The organism is Pauljensenia sp. UMB6358, from assembly GCF_030216865.1.
Taxonomy (GTDB): domain Bacteria; phylum Actinomycetota; class Actinomycetes; order Actinomycetales; family Actinomycetaceae; genus Pauljensenia; species Pauljensenia turicensis_A.
The window spans coordinates 49,091-64,708 of the sequence record NZ_JASOMS010000009.1 but is presented as its reverse complement, the minus strand read 5'-3'; the positions used below and the strand labels follow the sequence as shown (position 1 = coordinate 64,708).

General features: G+C 58.7%; 16 protein-coding genes. 11 read left to right on the top strand and 5 right to left on the bottom strand.

The window, feature by feature from the left end:
* Position 1 precedes the first annotated feature (1 nt).
* The 8 genes from QP381_RS07235 to QP381_RS07200 all read left to right on the top strand — a co-directional run bounded on the left by QP381_RS07235 (position 2) and on the right by QP381_RS07200 (position 9,167).
* On the top strand, positions 2 to 1,078 hold the full coding sequence (locus QP381_RS07235) for a vWA domain-containing protein (RefSeq protein WP_181002134.1): 1,077 nt from the start codon (positions 2 to 4) through the stop codon (positions 1,076 to 1,078).
* Entirely contained in the window at positions 1,068 to 2,165 is a 1,098-nt protein-coding gene (locus QP381_RS07230; protein ID WP_103632479.1) for a hypothetical protein, read from the top strand. The genes QP381_RS07235 and QP381_RS07230 overlap by 11 nt, the downstream gene beginning before the upstream one ends.
* 123 nt (positions 2,166 to 2,288) lie before the next feature.
* Positions 2,289 to 3,620, top strand: coding sequence for a phosphoribosylamine--glycine ligase (purD, locus tag QP381_RS07225; RefSeq protein WP_006680300.1), 1,332 nt, complete (start codon positions 2,289 to 2,291; stop codon positions 3,618 to 3,620).
* Positions 3,621 to 3,645: 25 nt separating this feature from the next.
* Positions 3,646 to 4,557 (top strand): phosphoribosylaminoimidazolesuccinocarboxamide synthase, encoded by a 912-nt coding sequence (locus tag QP381_RS07220; RefSeq protein WP_006680299.1) that lies wholly within the window; start codon positions 3,646 to 3,648, stop codon positions 4,555 to 4,557.
* Between the two features lie 75 nt (positions 4,558 to 4,632).
* Entirely contained in the window at positions 4,633 to 4,899 is a 267-nt protein-coding gene (purS, locus tag QP381_RS07215; protein ID WP_006680298.1) for a phosphoribosylformylglycinamidine synthase subunit PurS, read from the top strand.
* Positions 4,896 to 5,603 (top strand): phosphoribosylformylglycinamidine synthase subunit PurQ, encoded by a 708-nt coding sequence (purQ, locus tag QP381_RS07210; RefSeq protein WP_006680297.1) that lies wholly within the window; start codon positions 4,896 to 4,898, stop codon positions 5,601 to 5,603. The genes purS and purQ overlap by 4 nt, the downstream gene beginning before the upstream one ends.
* 103 nt (positions 5,604 to 5,706) lie before the next feature.
* Complete coding sequence (purL, locus tag QP381_RS07205) at positions 5,707 to 8,079, top strand: phosphoribosylformylglycinamidine synthase subunit PurL (RefSeq protein WP_006680296.1); 2,373 nt, start codon at positions 5,707 to 5,709, stop codon at positions 8,077 to 8,079.
* A gap of 284 nt (positions 8,080 to 8,363) precedes the next feature.
* Positions 8,364 to 9,167: a CDP-alcohol phosphatidyltransferase family protein gene (locus QP381_RS07200; protein ID WP_006680295.1), complete on the top strand. Its 804-nt coding sequence runs from the start codon at positions 8,364 to 8,366 to the stop codon at positions 9,165 to 9,167.
* Positions 9,168 to 9,199: 32 nt separating this feature from the next.
* On the opposite strand, the gene QP381_RS07195 is transcribed toward QP381_RS07200, so the two are convergent.
* A complete protein-coding gene (locus QP381_RS07195; RefSeq protein WP_006680294.1) occupies positions 9,200 to 10,204 on the bottom strand; it encodes a hypothetical protein in 1,005 nt (334 codons plus the stop codon).
* A gap of 160 nt (positions 10,205 to 10,364) precedes the next feature.
* Between QP381_RS07195 and QP381_RS07190 the strand changes: the two genes are divergently transcribed.
* The gene (locus tag QP381_RS07190; RefSeq protein WP_040318326.1) at positions 10,365 to 10,757 is read left to right on the top strand and encodes a sterol carrier family protein; all 393 of its coding nucleotides are present in this window, start codon (positions 10,365 to 10,367) and stop codon (positions 10,755 to 10,757) included.
* A 93-nt stretch (positions 10,758 to 10,850) separates the two neighbouring features.
* Here QP381_RS07190 and QP381_RS07185 read toward each other — a convergent pair whose 3' ends face one another.
* Positions 10,851 to 11,108 carry a DUF4235 domain-containing protein gene (locus tag QP381_RS07185; protein WP_006680292.1) on the bottom strand — a complete coding sequence of 86 codons (258 nt, stop codon included), beginning with the start codon at positions 11,106 to 11,108 and terminating at the stop codon, positions 10,851 to 10,853.
* 152 nt (positions 11,109 to 11,260) lie between these two features.
* Here QP381_RS07185 and QP381_RS07180 point away from each other — a divergent pair, with 152 nt between their 5' ends.
* Positions 11,261 to 12,439 (top strand): hypothetical protein, encoded by a 1,179-nt coding sequence (locus QP381_RS07180; protein ID WP_285068197.1) that lies wholly within the window; start codon positions 11,261 to 11,263, stop codon positions 12,437 to 12,439.
* 3 nt (positions 12,440 to 12,442) lie between these two features.
* Here the strand turns inward: QP381_RS07180 and QP381_RS07175 are convergent, their stop codons facing one another.
* Both QP381_RS07175 and QP381_RS07170 read right to left on the bottom strand, forming a co-directional pair.
* A complete protein-coding gene (locus QP381_RS07175) occupies positions 12,443 to 13,762 on the bottom strand; it encodes a DUF4921 family protein (RefSeq protein WP_285068196.1) in 1,320 nt (439 codons plus the stop codon).
* Between the two features lie 257 nt (positions 13,763 to 14,019).
* Positions 14,020 to 14,430 (bottom strand): ACT domain-containing protein, encoded by a 411-nt coding sequence (locus QP381_RS07170; protein ID WP_040318393.1) that lies wholly within the window; start codon positions 14,428 to 14,430, stop codon positions 14,020 to 14,022.
* Positions 14,431 to 14,477: 47 nt separating this feature from the next.
* On the opposite strand from QP381_RS07170, the gene QP381_RS07165 reads away from it, so the two are divergent.
* Positions 14,478 to 14,600 carry a hypothetical protein gene (locus QP381_RS07165; RefSeq protein WP_285068195.1) on the top strand — a complete coding sequence of 41 codons (123 nt, stop codon included), beginning with the start codon at positions 14,478 to 14,480 and terminating at the stop codon, positions 14,598 to 14,600.
* 9 nt (positions 14,601 to 14,609) lie between these two features.
* Here the strand turns inward: QP381_RS07165 and QP381_RS07160 are convergent, their stop codons facing one another.
* Complete coding sequence (locus QP381_RS07160) at positions 14,610 to 15,455, bottom strand: aldo/keto reductase (protein ID WP_103632477.1); 846 nt, start codon at positions 15,453 to 15,455, stop codon at positions 14,610 to 14,612.
* Positions 15,456 to 15,618: the final 163 nt, after the last annotated feature.

The window sequence follows — 15,618 nt, the reverse complement described above, 5'->3', positions numbered from 1 at the left end:
CATGTTCTTCCGTCCCGTGTTTTCTTTAACAGCTTTCATTCTTGTGGCGCTTGTTGGATTCGCGCTGGTCCTGCTTGGGCTGAAGCGAGGTACGCGCACATCGAAACGTGAAGCCGCCAGACGTGCCACGATCGTTGCTCTGTTGGTCTTTATGATGGCGGGCCCCTCCATTCCTGGCAAGGCAAGTGACGTTGGCTCGGCGGCCGAAGCGTGGATTGTCATCGACCGGACAGGATCGATGGCGGGTGAAGACTGGGATGGCGATCGGCCTCGAATCGAGGGCGTCAAACAGGACGTTCAGACCATCCTTGATGCAATGCCGGGTGCTCGCATCACGATCATGGTCTGGGATTCGAATGTCAGCACGGTTCTCCCTCTGACGACGGATCGGGATGCTGCCGACAGCTATCTGACGAACCTGCGTCAGGAGCTTTCTGACTCGTCCCACGGGTCGACACCGAATCGTCCGGCTTCAGCTCTTTTCAGTGCGCTGTCTGACGCTGAAGAACAAGATCCGGACGCAATCCGTGGGCTTTTCGTCTTCTCTGACGGGGAAAGCTCGAATGAAGACGTCTGGAGTCCCATCGACGACATGAGTACGTCTTCGTGGGGGTTGATGAGCCGATACGTCGACGGTGGTGCGATCATCGGGTACGGCACGAAAGAGGGTGGGCCGATGAAGGTGCGTCGCCTGACGGGTGACGCGCAGGAGCGCGGATACACCGAAGACTCTCAGTCGGGCGATCAAGCAGGTGAAGTGGTCGAAGACGAGTACATTCGCGATGGTTCCGAGCCGGATTCTCCGATCGCGATTACGCGCATTGACGAGGACGCCTTGAAAGACATTGCCGAGCAAACGGGGCTGACGTACATCCACTCGCCGGCAACTGCCGAGGTCAAACAGGCTGCGTCGACTCTGGATGAAAATTCGCAGGTAGTGGCCACTCAGCGAGCCCAAGTGAAGGCAGCACGCTACCTGATTTGGCCGTTTGCCCTGTTCTTGGGCGGAATGCTTCAGTGGGAAACCGCGATCGTTGCAGGTAAAGCCCGAAACATGAGGAGGGCTCGTGCCATCTAAGAAGAACACCCGTAAGGCGAATAAGTACGAGGTCGCGCTTCCCTTCGGTGGGCGTACTGCTGGTGATCCTGAACGCCAGCCTGTTCCGGCAAAGCGGGAGCGAACAAAGGAAGATCTGCGCAGACTCCTGAGGTCTACGCCCCTCATTGTCGTTGCTAGCCTGATTGCGTCGTTCCTTGTGGGGCTTCCCGTCTGGTCTCATCACACGCGAGACCAGTGGCGGGCGGGCGAGTACACCCAGGCAACGGGCGAGTATTCAACGCAACGTACGTTGACGACCTACGGGCCAGAGTCATGGGTGGCGCATTACAACGTGGGCACGTCTCTTTTGAAAGAGGGCAAAGCAGGTCAGGCACTCAGCGAATTGCAGATTGCTCTTGAAGGCGTCCCGAAGGCTACACAGGACGAAGAGGGGCACATTCAAGCCTTCTCTTACGAGTGTCAGGTGCGTATTAACACTGCTCTTGCGCTCGAGGTATTGGGCGACCAGGCGACAGAATCCGGCAAGGGTGATGAAGCGGATCAGAATTACCAGCAGGCGGATGAAATGCTTGTTGCGTGCACTCTTGATTCCCGGCCGCAAGACCCGTCGGATCCGCAGGATCAGTCCTCCGGTGGCCGAGGGGGCCAAGGTGGCGATCAAGGTCAGTCTGGCGATTCCGACCAATCGAGTTCGTCGCAGTCCGGTTCGTCTTCGGATAACGAGGCCGACCGGCAGGGCGGAGACTCTCAGCCTGACCAGGGGTCGGGTGACGGATCTGCTGATCAGGAAGAATCTTCCCAATCTGAGCAGGCAAGTAGGGCTCGCGAGCGCTTGAAGAATAAGCGTCAGCGCGCACAAGGTAAGCCGGATAAGTCGAATAATTCGCAGAGCAGCGACTCTTCGGGCCAGAGTTCTTCCGGTGGCGGTCAAGAACAGAGTCAGCAGGGTGATTCGTTGGACCAGGAGGGCGATGAAGAATCGAAGCCATTGACCCCAGAAGAGCAACGTCGTCAAGAAATTGAACGTCGATTGCGTCGTAGCACTGACGTTGATGAAGATTCGTCTGCGACCACTCGGACCGGCGATTCGAATGGCGCATGGTAGGTCGGATCCGGCCTCGTCAATCACGAAACTGGGCGGCGCGGAAGGTGGATTCGTGGCACGTCCCACGTCGGGAGGAATTGGACGAGTGTCGCGCCAGCTCGCAAACATCGATAGGCTGAAGCCATGAAGGTCCTCTTAGTGGGAAATGGGGGGCGCGAGGTCGCCCTCGCCCGAAACCTCGTACGTACTGCATCTTCATCTGATCCGGTTGAACTGATTGTTCAGGCGGGTAACCCGGGGCTTGAGCCACTGGGGCAATCACTTGTATTTAACCCGCTGAATCCGGATGATGTCGCTGTGCGCGCGAAGGGTCGCGGAGTGGACCTGGTTGTTGTTGGCCCTGAGGCTCCTCTTGTCGCCGGCGTCGCTGACGCTGTGCGCGCTGAAGGTATCCCGGTTTTTGGCCCGTCGAAGGTTGCTGCTCAACTTGAGGCGTCCAAGGCATTCGCTAAAGAGGTCATGGAAGCAGCTGGTGTTCCGACCGCTCGCGCTTTCACCTGCCGTACGACCGAAGAGGTCGAGGCTGCGTTCAACGCATTCGGCGCTCCCTACGTGGTGAAGGATGATGCGCTTGCCGCTGGCAAGGGTGTTGTGGTGACTGATGATCGCAATGTGGCGCTTGCTCACGCAACCACCTGCCTGAACCGTGAAGATGGCGTTGTCTTGGTTGAGGAATACTTGGATGGCCCCGAGGTCTCTCTGTTCTGCGTCAGCGATGGCACGACTGTTGTTCCGCTAGTTCCCGCTCAAGACTTCAAGCGTGTTGGCGACGGAAACTCCGGTCCGAATACGGGTGGCATGGGTGCGTACACGCCGCTTCCGTGGCTGGATGACTCGGTTGTCGACGAGGTCGTGAAGACCGTTGCTCAGCCGACCGTTGACGAGATGGCTCGTCGCGGAACCCCGTTCGTGGGGCTGCTTTACTGCGGTCTGGCAATGACGTCGAAAGGTATTCGCGTCGTCGAATTCAATGTTCGCTTCGGTGATCCTGAGACGCAGGTTGTTCTTGAACGCCTCGATTCGTCACTTGCTGACCTGCTCTACGCCGCGGCGACTGGAACGCTTGCTCATTTGCCTGCTCCCATCTGGTCCCCGGATGCGGTGGTCACGGTTGTGATGGCATCGGGTGGCTACCCGGACACACCCGATACCGGACATGAAATCACAGGCATTGAGGACGCGGAAGCTATCGACGGCGTGCATGTTATTCACGCGGGTACTCGTTTTGAGATCACATCTTCGGCGGAGGAGGTTGCACTGGGGTGTTGCGGGTTCGAACCCGACGAAATGCTGGTGAATTCCGGTGGGCGTGTGCTGGACGTCGTGGGACGCGGCGCAACCGTTGAAGAAGCCAGAGCCAAGGCCTACGAGGGCGTCGATTGGATCAGCTTCGCTGGTGAGCATCACCGTAAAGACATTGCAACCTGGCCGGCCGAGCTAGACGCTAAGAACTGAACTGAATAGAGACGGAGGACGCGTAATGGCTGCTATGGAACTTCCAGGATGGAAACATGTGTCCTCCGGCAAGGTGCGTGACATCTACGCGCCCGCCGATCAGGAAACACCTGACCGTCTTCTTCTGGTGACCTCGGACCGCATCAGCGCTTACGACTACATTCTGCCGTCGGAAATCCCCGGAAAGGGCAAGGTGCTGAACCAGCTTGCTCTCTGGTGGATGGAACAGCTACGCGACGTGATTGAAAACCATGTCATCACTGCTGAAACTGATGCCACAGATCCTTTGAGCGTTCCGGCTCCCCTCGTCGGTCGATCAGTGGTTGCCAAGGCTCTGAATATGATTCCGATCGAGTGCGTCGTTCGCGGATACCTGACGGGTTCCGGCTTGGTCGAATACAAAGAGTCGGGCACCGTTTGCGATATCGCTCTTCCCGAGGGTCTGGTTGAAGCCTCGCGCCTCGAAACCCCGATCTTTACTCCCGCTGCCAAGGCGGAACTGGGCGATCACGACGAGAACATTTCCTTCGGACGCGCAGCTGAAATGGTCGGCGAAGAACTTGCGTCTCGCCTGCGCGACGTTTCTATCGCCCTGTATGAAGGTGCTCGCGAAATCGCTGCCGAGCGCGGTGTCATCATCGCCGACACCAAGTTTGAATTCGGGCTGGATCCCGCAACAGGCAACCTGGTCCTGGGCGACGAAATCCTGACCCCTGATTCCTCGCGATTCTGGCCCGCCGACCAGTGGCAGCCCGGCCAGATCACCCCGAGCTTCGATAAACAGTACGTTCGCGACTGGCTGACCAGCGCCGAATCCGGATGGGACAAGAAGTCGGGAGAAAATCCGCCCGTCCTTCCAGAATCCGTTGTGACCGCAACTCGCGACCGTTACATCGAAGCGTTTGTTCGCCTGACCGGCGAAGAACCGACACTATAACCATCACCACCAATTAAGCGGGTCAAGCCCGTCACCCAACACGCGGAAATTCCGCACGCACAATAGGAGGACGCCGTGGGGCGAATCATCGTGGAAGTGATGCCGAAGCCGGAAATCCTGGATCCCCAGGGTAAGGCAGTGGGATCTGCACTTCCGAGGCTTGGAATCACAAGCTTTGCTTCTGTTCGCCAGGGCAAGTGCTTCCACCTGACGGTTGACGGCCCGGTCACCGAGGAACTTCTCGCGGATGCCCGCAAGGCAGCTGAAGAGGTTCTGTCGAACCCGATCATCGAAGATGTCGTCCGCGTCGAGGCGCTGGATGAAGGCGAGGCCACCAAGTGACCCGCATTGGTGTTGTTACCTTCCCGGGCACCTTGGATGACCGGGATGCTGCGCGCGCCGTCCGCCTTGCCGGTGGCGAGCCCGTCGCTCTCTGGCATAAGGATGCCGACCTGCACAGCGTTGACGCGGTCGTCATCCCCGGTGGTTTCTCCTACGGCGACTACCTGCGGTGTGGCGCAATTGCTGCGACTGCTCCCGTGATGGGTGAAATTGTCGAGGCAGCCGGTAAGGGTATGCCCGTTCTTGGCATCTGCAATGGCTTCCAGGTTCTCTGCGAAGCGCACCTGCTTCCCGGCGCTCTGATCCGTAACGATCATCAGAAGTTCTTCTGCCGCGACCAGGAACTGCGCGTCGAAAACGCCGATACCGCGTGGACACGTGCGTTTAGCGCTGGCGAGCACTTCACGGTTCCGCTGAAGAACGGTGAAGGCAACTTCCAAGCCTCCCCGGCTGAGCTGGAGCGTCTCGAAGGTGAAGGCCACATCGTCTTCCGCTACATCGGCCTGAACCCGAATGGTTCCGCGGACGATATTGCTGGCGTGACAAATGCTGCGGGCAATGTCGTTGGTCTGATGCCACACCCCGAACACGCGACCGAAGCGGGCTTTGGTCCGCTGGCCACGAAGGATGGCGTGCACTCCGGACACGGTGGTACCGAAGGCCTGAAGATCTTCCAGTCCGCCCTGATGGGATTAGTGGGGTAATCCGACGTGTGGCCTCGTGAATAGATACGAGGCCGCGCCCGCTGAATTTTTCACGAAACGTTCATAGACGCGAACCGAAACGTGCGTAACGAATGGAGCAGGTATGACCGCGAAGGTCAAAGCAGAGAATCCTCGGGAATTGCCGGATACGACAGAAGATGCGGCCGCAACCCCCACGAAAGATATGCCCTGGAAAGAACTGGGCCTGAAGGAAGACGAATACGCCAAGATCTGCGAGATATTAGGTCGTCGCCCCACGAACGCTGAGCTGGCGATGTACTCCGTCATGTGGTCAGAGCACTGCAGCTACAAGTCATCGAAGAAGCACCTCGCTGAGCAGTTCGGCGAGCGCACCACCGAAGAAATGAAGCGCCACCTGTTGGTCGGCATGGGGCAGAACGCTGGCGTCGTCGACATCGGTAACGGGTGGGCGGTTACCTTTAAGGTTGAGTCGCACAACCATCCGTCGTTCGTTGAGCCCTACCAGGGTGCTGCAACCGGCGTCGGCGGTATTGTCCGCGACATTATCTCCATGGGCGCGCGCCCGGTCGCCGTCATGGATCAGCTACGTTTCGGCGCGGTTGACCACCCGGATACCCCGCGCGTCGTTCACGGTGTGGTTTCCGGCGTGGGTGGCTACGGCAACTGCCTCGGCCTGCCGAATATCGGTGGTGAAACTGAATTTGACCCGTCCTACCAGGGCAACCCGCTGGTCAATGCACTCTGCGTCGGTACCCTGCGTCACGACGACATTCACCTGGCAAACGCAACCGGTGAAGGCAACCTGGTTGTCCTCTTCGGCGCGCGCACCGGCGGTGACGGCATCGGTGGCGCATCGATTCTGGCGTCCGAAACCTTCGAAGACGGCATGCCCGCCAAGCGTCCCTCCGTGCAGGTCGGTGACCCCTTCATGGAGAAGGTCCTCATCGAATGTTGCCTCGACCTGTTCAAAGCGGACGTCGTTCAGGGTATCCAGGACCTCGGCGCCGCAGGTATTTCCTGCGCCACCTCCGAGCTGGCCTCTAACGGCGATTCTGGTATGCACGTCGACCTTGAGAACGTGCTGTTGCGTGACCCGACCCTGACCGCAGGCGAAATCCTGATGTCCGAGTCGCAGGAACGCATGATGGCGATCGTGACCCCCGAAGATAAGGAACGTTTCTTCGAGATCATCAACAAGTGGGACGTCGAGGCGTCGATCATTGGCACGCTGACCGGTGACGGTCGCCTGACCATCGACCACTTCGGACACCGCATCGTCGACGTTGACCCGAAGACCGTTGCCCATGACGGCCCGGTCTACGACCGTCCCTACGCCCGCCCAGCATGGCAGGACGAACTGCAGGCGAACACGTCCGCATCCCTGAAGCGTCCCGAAACTGGTGGAGAACTGCTCGCGGATATCAACGCGGTGATCTCCAACGTTAACCAAGCCTCTAAGGCTTGGGTCACCGACCAGTATGACCGCTACGTGCAGGGCAACACCGCTCTTGCTCAGCCCGATGATGCCGGCGTTATCCGCGTCGACGAAGAAACCGGTCTCGGCGTTGCCCTGGCCACCGACGCAAACGGCTGGTATACGAAGCTCGATCCTCGTGAAGGTGCGCTACAAGCACTCGCGGAATCCTACCGAAACGTCGCCATCGTTGGTGCCGAACCGGTCGCGATTACCGACTGCCTCAATTTCGGTAACCCCGAAGACACCGACGCCATGTGGCAGCTGGTTACTGCAATGACGGGTCTGGCCGACGGCTGCATCGAATTGGGCGTGCCCGTCACCGGCGGTAACGTGTCACTCTACAACTCATCCGGTACCGAGAAGAACCTTCCGACCTCGTCGATTAACCCGACGCCGGTTGTGGGTATGCTCGGCATCATGAAGGACGTGACGCGCGCGAACCCGTCCGGCTTCACCGAGGAAGGCCTGGCAGTCATTCTGCTCGGCCAGACTCAAGAGGAACTCGACGGTTCCGCGTGGGCACGTATCTGCCACGATCACCTGGGCGGTCGCCCGCCGAAGGTGGATCTGAAGGCTGAAGTTGCCCTCGGCAACGTGGTCCGTGCCCTGTCCGAGGCCGATGGTCCGGATGGTCGCCCGCTGATCCGCTCGGCACACGACCTGTCGAACGGTGGCTTGGCACAGGCTCTCGTTGATTCGGTGCTCCGCTTCGGAATTGGCGGTGCCTTCGACCTGACCGGTGCACAGGGTCAGAACGGTCTGAGCGACTTCGACATGCTCTTCTCCGAGTCGCAGGCACGAGCGATCATCGCCGTTCCTGAAGGTGCACTTGACGCGGTCTACGCTGCCTGCCAGGCAGAAGGCATTGACTTTGCTCGCATCGGTACGACCGGTGGTGACATGCTGGTTCTTCACGGCTCTGATCTGCTCGCTGACTCGGGAGAGTCTGTTGGTTGGATCGCCGACCTGGACGACCTTCGCGCTCAGTCAGAAGCTGCCCTGCGAGACCGATTCTGAAATACGACTGAACTCATACGGCCCGGGGTGGGTGCACAAACCGCACCCACCCCGGGTCTGTGTTGTATTGGTATACCGTTAATGCGATGGTGCCCGGACTAACACCGACAGTGAGCATCGCGAGGAATGAATGAGAAAAGAGACGAGAGTCTCGCCTTGCTTATGATTCGTTTTGGGGGTAGCCCTGATTCTTCCCTGAACACCGGCGTGATCGCTACACTTTGTCGACGTGAAGGGTGAAACTGGTTCCAGTTCATCCCAAAAACGACTGACTGGAGCATGACGTGACCACTGGTATGACGAATACGGCGGAGAATTCCGATCACAATGATTCTTCATTACCTGCCCCAACTCCCACAACAGGCGAATGTGGACCCGCTGGTATTAAACGAGTTATCGCAGCTTGGGCAGTTCATGGTCTGACCATGTCGGGCCTTGTCTTTGCCTGCCTCGCGGCCGTCGCGCTTGTTGAAGGTCAGATCAAACTGATGTGGCTATGGCTGGGCATCTCCATGATCGTCGACGGCGTGGATGGCACGTGTGCACGTAAAGCCTGCGTACGCCAAGTGATCCCGTGGTTCGACGGGTCGGTTCTGGATAACATCATCGACTACATCACGTGGACGTTCCTGCCGGCAGTATTCATGTACCTTTACCTGCCGTTTGGTCCGAAGTGGGTTGCGATGCTGATGGCGATCGTCGCAACCGTGTCCTCGGTGTTCTGCTACGCCAACGATGGGGAAAAGTCGAGCGACAACTACTTCGTCGGCTTCCCCGCAGCCTGGAACATCGTTGCCGTGACGATGTACATTACCCAGTCGCCGGCGTGGATGAACGTCGTGACAACGCTGATGCTGGCGGTATTGACCTTGGTTCCCCTCTATTTCACGCATCCGATGCGAGTAGAGAAGAACCGCACCTCGAACATCATCGTCACAGTCATCTGGATTGCCGTCACCTGTTTCATGGTCGCAGTCTTCCCCACTATCCCGATGTGGGCGAACATCATCTTCTGGATTTCATCCGCGTGGTTCCTCTTCACCGGGTTCGTGCGCACCTATCAGGGGCCCGCCGTTTCTGCGAAGTGACTTCAGGGCAGTGAGATCAGCCGAGTGACGCTTTAACTCACCGAATTCACAAGCGTGCGTTTCACGACGCGGTCGCGCCACCAGCGGAATCCTTCTAACGCGATGGCGCCAATAATCATCGCGGCGACGAACACGATCACCATTGGTGGATAGTGACGCCCGTGCATCCAGAAATACACGTAGGGGGACACGAAGGTCACGATAGTGACAATCAACCCCATGACGCGTTTAAAGAACGTGCGACCAGCAACCATCGCCAGAACGCCCCATGTGTAGGGAATAGCGGTGATCATGTCGATCGACCAGAGAACCCAGACTTTCCCGTGGAACCCCGGAACAAAAGCAACCGGTAGTGCCCGCAGTGACGAGTAGACGAACACAACCAGGTACGCCAAGAACGTCGGATTGACCATCATTCGAATAGCGAATGAGCGGTCACGGAAAGCCACGCCAGCCTCCCGCAAGGCATGGATGGCGGTTCTCGTCGCGCGGAGAGAATCCGCGCCCGTAAGAACACGCTGCAGATACCGGCGAGTGACCTCAGACGTCTTCCACTGATTGATCAGAGCAATCGGGTTGATAGCAACCGGCAAAGATCCGTCGTCCAACGGAACGCCCGCAACTCGAACAAGCGCGGGGTCGCCAGCAAAAGTACGGAGCTTCTCTAACAGGTGCGCGGGCAAGATTCCCAGCCACAACGTCTGACGCCGTTCGACAGCTTCACGCAGTCGGTGACCGAACGCATGTCCCCAGGAGTCAAGGGAAAAGAACGAGTCTGTTACCTCATCGGCTAAATCGCCAAGGTCATCGAAGAACTGCGTACGACGTGCGCTGATTTCACCAATACGATCAGCGCCTGACAGTTCCAGCAGAACGTCGGCATCCCAGCAGTAGCGCGAGGCCTCGGGAATATCGGCGACACTTGCGGGGATGAAGAGTCTATCGACAGCTGAAGGAGTGTACGAGGCGCATGGAGGCATAGTGCCTGCTGGCTTTTCAGCGTCGCTTGGGCGCTCAACAGAGCCTGCCTGGTTCATGCATCTCCTTAATAAATGAGGAGCGAAGCTTTAGCCCCGCATCATCGATGGGCACTCTATGAGCGACTTTACGTGTCTAGCCTGTCTGAGAGTAGCGAATAAAGATATAGGGGTCTACCCGCATTCAGCCCCGAAAATGCCGGGCGACTACGATTGCACTATGGCTAACCGGAAGATTCCAACCGATCAGGGCATGAATGCTCTGCGCACGTGGATGCGTGAGCGGGATGAAACGAAACGTGCCATTCTTTTAACAGCGGTGCGTTTCACTCTTGAGGAACTCGCAGTTTTACACCCCGGCCGTTCGGTCGAGGTGCGTGTCCCACCTGCGGGCGCGGTTCAGATTATTACGGGTACAACGCATCGTCGTGGGACGCCACCCGCAGTCGTCGAAACGACTATGCAGGTGTGGTTACAACTGGCCACAGGCATCATTACCTGGGACGAAGCAACAGGGGATGGGCGCGTTCAGGCGACCGGTGAGCGCACTGACCTGACCACGTTCTTCCCCGTTATTCCGGGGTTGAAAGCTGATCGCGACTCCGCGCTGTAGCAATCACGGCTGAGTCAAAGGGGACATCAAGTCCAGAGCCACGCCCGAGTGATCACGCCGAAGCGCTCAGATTCAGCGTCTGAAAAAGAGCTGTCAGTCCTCAATCTGAGGAGCGCGCGGACCGTACCACTTCTTGGCGCCTCGCAGAGCATAACGCTGAGCAACCGCTACGATCGCCGCCGACGTAGCGGCGAAGAGAACCAGCGACACCATCGCGGCCTCGTCATCGTCTTCACGCGGAATATCGTGTCCCGTCACCAGCTTCCAGCCGAGCTCAGTGACCTTTCCTGCGGCAAGAGCAGAAAGAGCCATCGCTCCAGCGCTTGCAATCTTCCAGCCGAAATCCTCCATGGGACACTCCAATTCTGTCGACAACACACCACGTGCGGTAAATTCCTGCTTCAATCATGCCCCACGACACGTGAAGAGTGCACCCGAGTGCCACGATTCCACACGCGAGCCGTAGACTTGGGGTGTTGGGATCCAGATCCGAGGAGCTTAAAGTGAACCTGCGTCGCGTAATGCCCACATCCGTCGCAATTGTCGTGATGTGCATGGCGCTGAGCGCATGCTCTTCGTCCATCGGCTCAGGAACCGACCCGTTCTCGCGACCGATCGGCTCATCTCCACACTCGTCCGACTCCACATCCGGCCAGCAGTCCGAGAACGCCTCCACCCTTGGCGCCCCCGAACCGTCCAAAGGAACAGGCACTATCACCATCGGTGTCACTCAGGCAGAAAAACTTCCCGACTCAGTTATTGAGGCGTTCCACCAAGCAACCGGCTACGACGTCGCGCAACAGGTGATTGATTCCGCCTTCGCTCTCGATGGCCAGCACATCGATGCAGTGCTCGGAATCGACAGGCCGAGCCTCGTGAATTCTTCAGCACAACTGGCGACGGACGCACTCTTCTCTCTGACGCCAACCCCGGGCACCGAAGTAGCCGCAACCGCCTCGGCGTTGGCGTACGGGCGCAACGACGTGTGCGTCCTCATCGACAAAGCCTGGATGAGCGTCAACGGATATGCCCTCCCAAGTGGACTCGAAACGCTACGCAATCCCGGTGATGCGGCCTCGCTGATTGTCCCCGACCCCGTGTCATCCGACATCGGGCGAGCGTTCATCGACGGCGTCGCCACCTCCTACGGCGAAGGATTCGGCCAGTGGGTGGGCGCGCTCAAAGCCGCTTCGGTGATGATCGAAAACGACGAGGCCGCCTTAGCCACATGGACAGGAACCTCGCTCACGGGCGGAGTTGAAGCACAAAAAGACGCCACAGAACTCAGTGGAGCCCAAACGGTCGTCGCACCCGCGAAACGACTGCCCTACATGGTCGGCCCCATGCGCGAACTTGCTCGCACAACGTCGAACACCGGCATCGAATCCCAAGGCGTCGCAATGGGAAGCAGCTGTGTCACCCGATACCTGTACATTGCGCCCAGCGCGCAGACCACCCAGCTTGACGGTGTCCGCTCCCTAGCCGCGTGGCTCTTGAGCTTCGACGGGCAACACGCGCTAGCGCAGGACGGAGTCGTCTACCCGCTGGAAGAAAGCGCCGGCGAAAACACTCCGGCCAGCTGGTTTATGACCCCTCAAGACGATGCCATCACCGTCAACGAGCCGGCCTCCAACGCCACGACGTGGGCGCTCGACCAGTGGAGGAGCGCGCTCGCGGGCTGAACGTCAGTCAGCCAGCATCTGTGGGATCACGCGACATTCCGCGCCGATCTTCATCGGAGCGATCGTGCCTGCTGCACGCATTTCCTCCAGGCGCGGAACCAAGCGTTCGACCACGTGCCACGGGTCAAGTGTATTGAGGTAAATGCGTGTGCCGCCCTCGAAACCTGCCAGCGTCGAAATGCGCCACTTGAGCAAGATCCTCCACCGCATCGGCGTGCGAACCGTGGGCGGACGATGGTACCACTCTTCGTTGCAGGGAACATCGGCGCCGGTCGCAGCGTGAACCGCGTGCAACAGGTCGGACACGGCGCGAAGCTGCTCTTCGGAAGCTTCCCACGGGTTGCGCGGAGAATGCAGGGGCCAAATAGCGACGCCCGGGAAACGATGTCCGAAGCCCGCCATCGCGATCGCATGGTCGTTCTGCGCAATCAGCAGTTTGCGCGTGGCGGCGACGGTCAGAATGTCGTCGTAAATATCCGGCTGGGAGCGCAGGCGGTTCAGTTCGGCTTCCGTCTGCACCGAGAAGTCGTCGATTGCCACCAACTGCTTGTGCAGGTGGTCGAACGAGGCTCCCGCGGGCTTCAACCAATTCTGAAATGCAGCGACGTAGCGAACATTCGGGTCAAGGGTGTACAGGTCCGCCATCGTGCGCGTTGTGAACGCCGTGTACTGGAAGTGCTCTTCGGGAGTCATTGTGCCTGAAGCAGCAAGCTGCGTTGTGTCTTTCGCGCCATCGATGTAGTGGCGTCGGGCAACGATCAGGTCGTGACCGCCGGAGAAGAAGCCATTCGCCTGTTGTAGCTTGTCAGAATCTGACATTGCGTCGATTTCGCCATCGCTGACACCTGAAGCCGACAGGCGGGCGTGCACCACGCGCATCACATGGTCGTAGCCTTCGGAGGATGCTAGGTATTCCGCCATACGACGGTGTTCAGCTTCGCTGGGAACGTGGCCGTGGTTCAGATGCCAGTAGTTGTAGGACACGATCTCGAACAGGTTCGGGATGCGACGGAACTCCGCTGTCGTCGTGGAAAGCTGGTCAGCGGGAAGTCCGGTCAGTTCACTCCAGTTTCCGGCCTGGTCACGCACCAAACGGGACTTTTCCGGCGGAGTCTCAAGATAACGCCGATCGCAGAAGGCGCAGTGGCATCCATCCTGATCGTGATCGATGGGCATTGGATGAGCTGGGGGAACCGATAGCGGGCGGTGACCGCGTCCAGGCACGGTCCACACCTCGGTTCCTGTGAGAAGGTTCTGCTGCTTTACCGTGCCATCGGCTAAACGCACGATGGCACGGTCGGTTCGAGAAAGCTCCTTTGCCATGGGGTTAATTCTACCTGCCAAATGCACGTTCTCCCAGAGTCGGTGAACGATTCTTTGCATTCGATACGGGCAGGGGTGCGATCATGCCCAACACGCGCAATGGGGTCTGACCAGCGCAAGTACTGGTGTCGGGCCAGTGGACGGACGGGTCAGGTGGTGAACAAGCGCGGTTGTTTGGGCTCGGCTGGTAAAACGCAATCGGCGAGAACCTCGAAAGGTTCTCGCCGACATTAAATGGCGCACATGCTACGTGAACGTCAGGCGTTCGGTAGCCATCCGCGAGCGTTCTTACCCAGATCAGCGATCAGAGCGGCAGCTTCCTGCGCACGATCTGCCTGGACGAAGAAGTGGTCGTGACGAGCGCAGGCGATCGGGTTCGCTGCAATCGAACGAGCCGACAGGATCTGTGCGATTGTCGCGGTAATACCGATCGAATCAAGGTCAGCCTGCAGGCCGAGGAAGATGTGAGCGTAGCGCTTTTCGGTCGGAAGACCGGCCGCTTCGGCTTCGTCAACGGGAAGAACAGCGGTCAGCTTGTCCTCATCACGAATGACGGCGAAGGGGTGGGTGCCTGCTGGGACCTCGTCAACGATGGCGAAAACGTATTCGCCGGCGTTTGTCGGATCCAGCGTGGCAAGAATTTGGTCGAGAGCATGGGTTTCAGTCATGACGTAGATGCTATCGCTCAGCACGTGTGAGTAAAAGGCGTCATCTTATGCTGGACATCCTTGAGCGTTTCATGGGCCGTTTCGCGCTCGCTTCCCTCTTCTATGTGCACGCGATCGCCCGTGCTGACGGTGAACAAGCGCGGTGGGGGCTGAAGAAGAGGAGCCGGTAAAAGTGCTAGTCAGAGCCTATTCATTGTATTCGGGTTCGAACCGGTGCGCCCTGCCTCGCCCTCGTCTAGGGCGTCGATGGCTGTCATGTCCTCGTCCGACAACGTGAAGGAAAAGACATCGAGGTTCTGCGCCTGACGCGATGGTGTCACCGACTTCGGGAAGATCACGTCTCCGCGTTGCAACGCCCACCGCAGTGCTACCTGAGCGGCGCTGACCCCGATCCGCGCACCAATCATGGCCAAGGTTTCGTCAAAGGGGGCGCGGCCTCGTGCCAACGGAGACCAGGCTTCCACCACCATGGAGTGATCGCGCGCGAACTGGCGCAACTCGTTGTTGGGGAGGAAGGGGTGAGCCTCCACCTGCAGAACATGCGGAGCCACCGTCGCCACGTCGAGAACCGCCTGGATATGCGCGATTTCGTAGTTCGACAGGCCGATCGCGCGCGCACGACCATCAGCGTAGAACTCTTCCAGCGCACTCCACGGCAGGGCAACATTTCCGTCGTACAGCGTGGGTAAAGGCCAGTGGATGAGGAACAAATCCACGTAGTCAGTACGCAGATCTTCCAAAGTCTGAGCGAAAGTTGCGCGCGCAACGTCAGGCTCATGGTTCGTGTTGTTCAACTTCGACGTGATGAACAGTTCCTCGCGCGGGATCTTAGAATCTGCGATCGCACGCCCAACCTCTGGCTCATTGCCGTACATCTGAGCCGTATCAATGTGCCGATACCCCAGCTCCAGCGCGTTTGACACCGCTTCATAGACGCCCTCAGTCACTTTGTACGTGCCAAAACCGAACTGCGGAATAGGCGCTCCGGTTGGCAGTGTGAGCGTTGGGATGGTTGGGGTGGGCATGGTTCCTCGCTTCGTCGGGTACTTTCATCTTCCCACGTTCTGCCACGTAGATGTCGCCACGCGAGTGCGAAGAGTATGCGTCACTACTTCCAATAGAATTTCAGGTGCCTGAAAAGCCTGTATTTTACGTGTCGTAGGCGCTCTATCTCAATGGGGCAGTGGG

Coding starts and splice junctions, on each gene's coding strand:
- QP381_RS07185 (WP_006680292.1), bottom strand. CDS start 11,108: ATGGAGGATTTCGGCTGGAAGATTGCAAGCGCTGGAGCGATGGCTCTT.
- QP381_RS07160 (WP_103632477.1), bottom strand. CDS start 15,455: ATGCCCACCCCAACCATCCCAACGCTCACACTGCCAACCGGAGCGCCT.
- purL (WP_006680296.1), top strand. CDS start 5,707: ATGACCGCGAAGGTCAAAGCAGAGAATCCTCGGGAATTGCCGGATACG.
- QP381_RS07165 (WP_285068195.1), top strand. CDS start 14,478: ATGCTGGACATCCTTGAGCGTTTCATGGGCCGTTTCGCGCTCGCTTCC.
- QP381_RS07220 (WP_006680299.1), top strand. CDS start 3,646: ATGGCTGCTATGGAACTTCCAGGATGGAAACATGTGTCCTCCGGCAAG.
- QP381_RS07175 (WP_285068196.1), bottom strand. CDS start 13,762: ATGGCAAAGGAGCTTTCTCGAACCGACCGTGCCATCGTGCGTTTAGCC.
- QP381_RS07235 (WP_181002134.1), top strand. CDS start 2: ATGTTCTTCCGTCCCGTGTTTTCTTTAACAGCTTTCATTCTTGTGGCG.
- QP381_RS07170 (WP_040318393.1), bottom strand. CDS start 14,430: ATGACTGAAACCCATGCTCTCGACCAAATTCTTGCCACGCTGGATCCG.
- QP381_RS07195 (WP_006680294.1), bottom strand. CDS start 10,204: ATGAACCAGGCAGGCTCTGTTGAGCGCCCAAGCGACGCTGAAAAGCCA.
- QP381_RS07190 (WP_040318326.1), top strand. CDS start 10,365: ATGGCTAACCGGAAGATTCCAACCGATCAGGGCATGAATGCTCTGCGC.
- purD (WP_006680300.1), top strand. CDS start 2,289: ATGAAGGTCCTCTTAGTGGGAAATGGGGGGCGCGAGGTCGCCCTCGCC.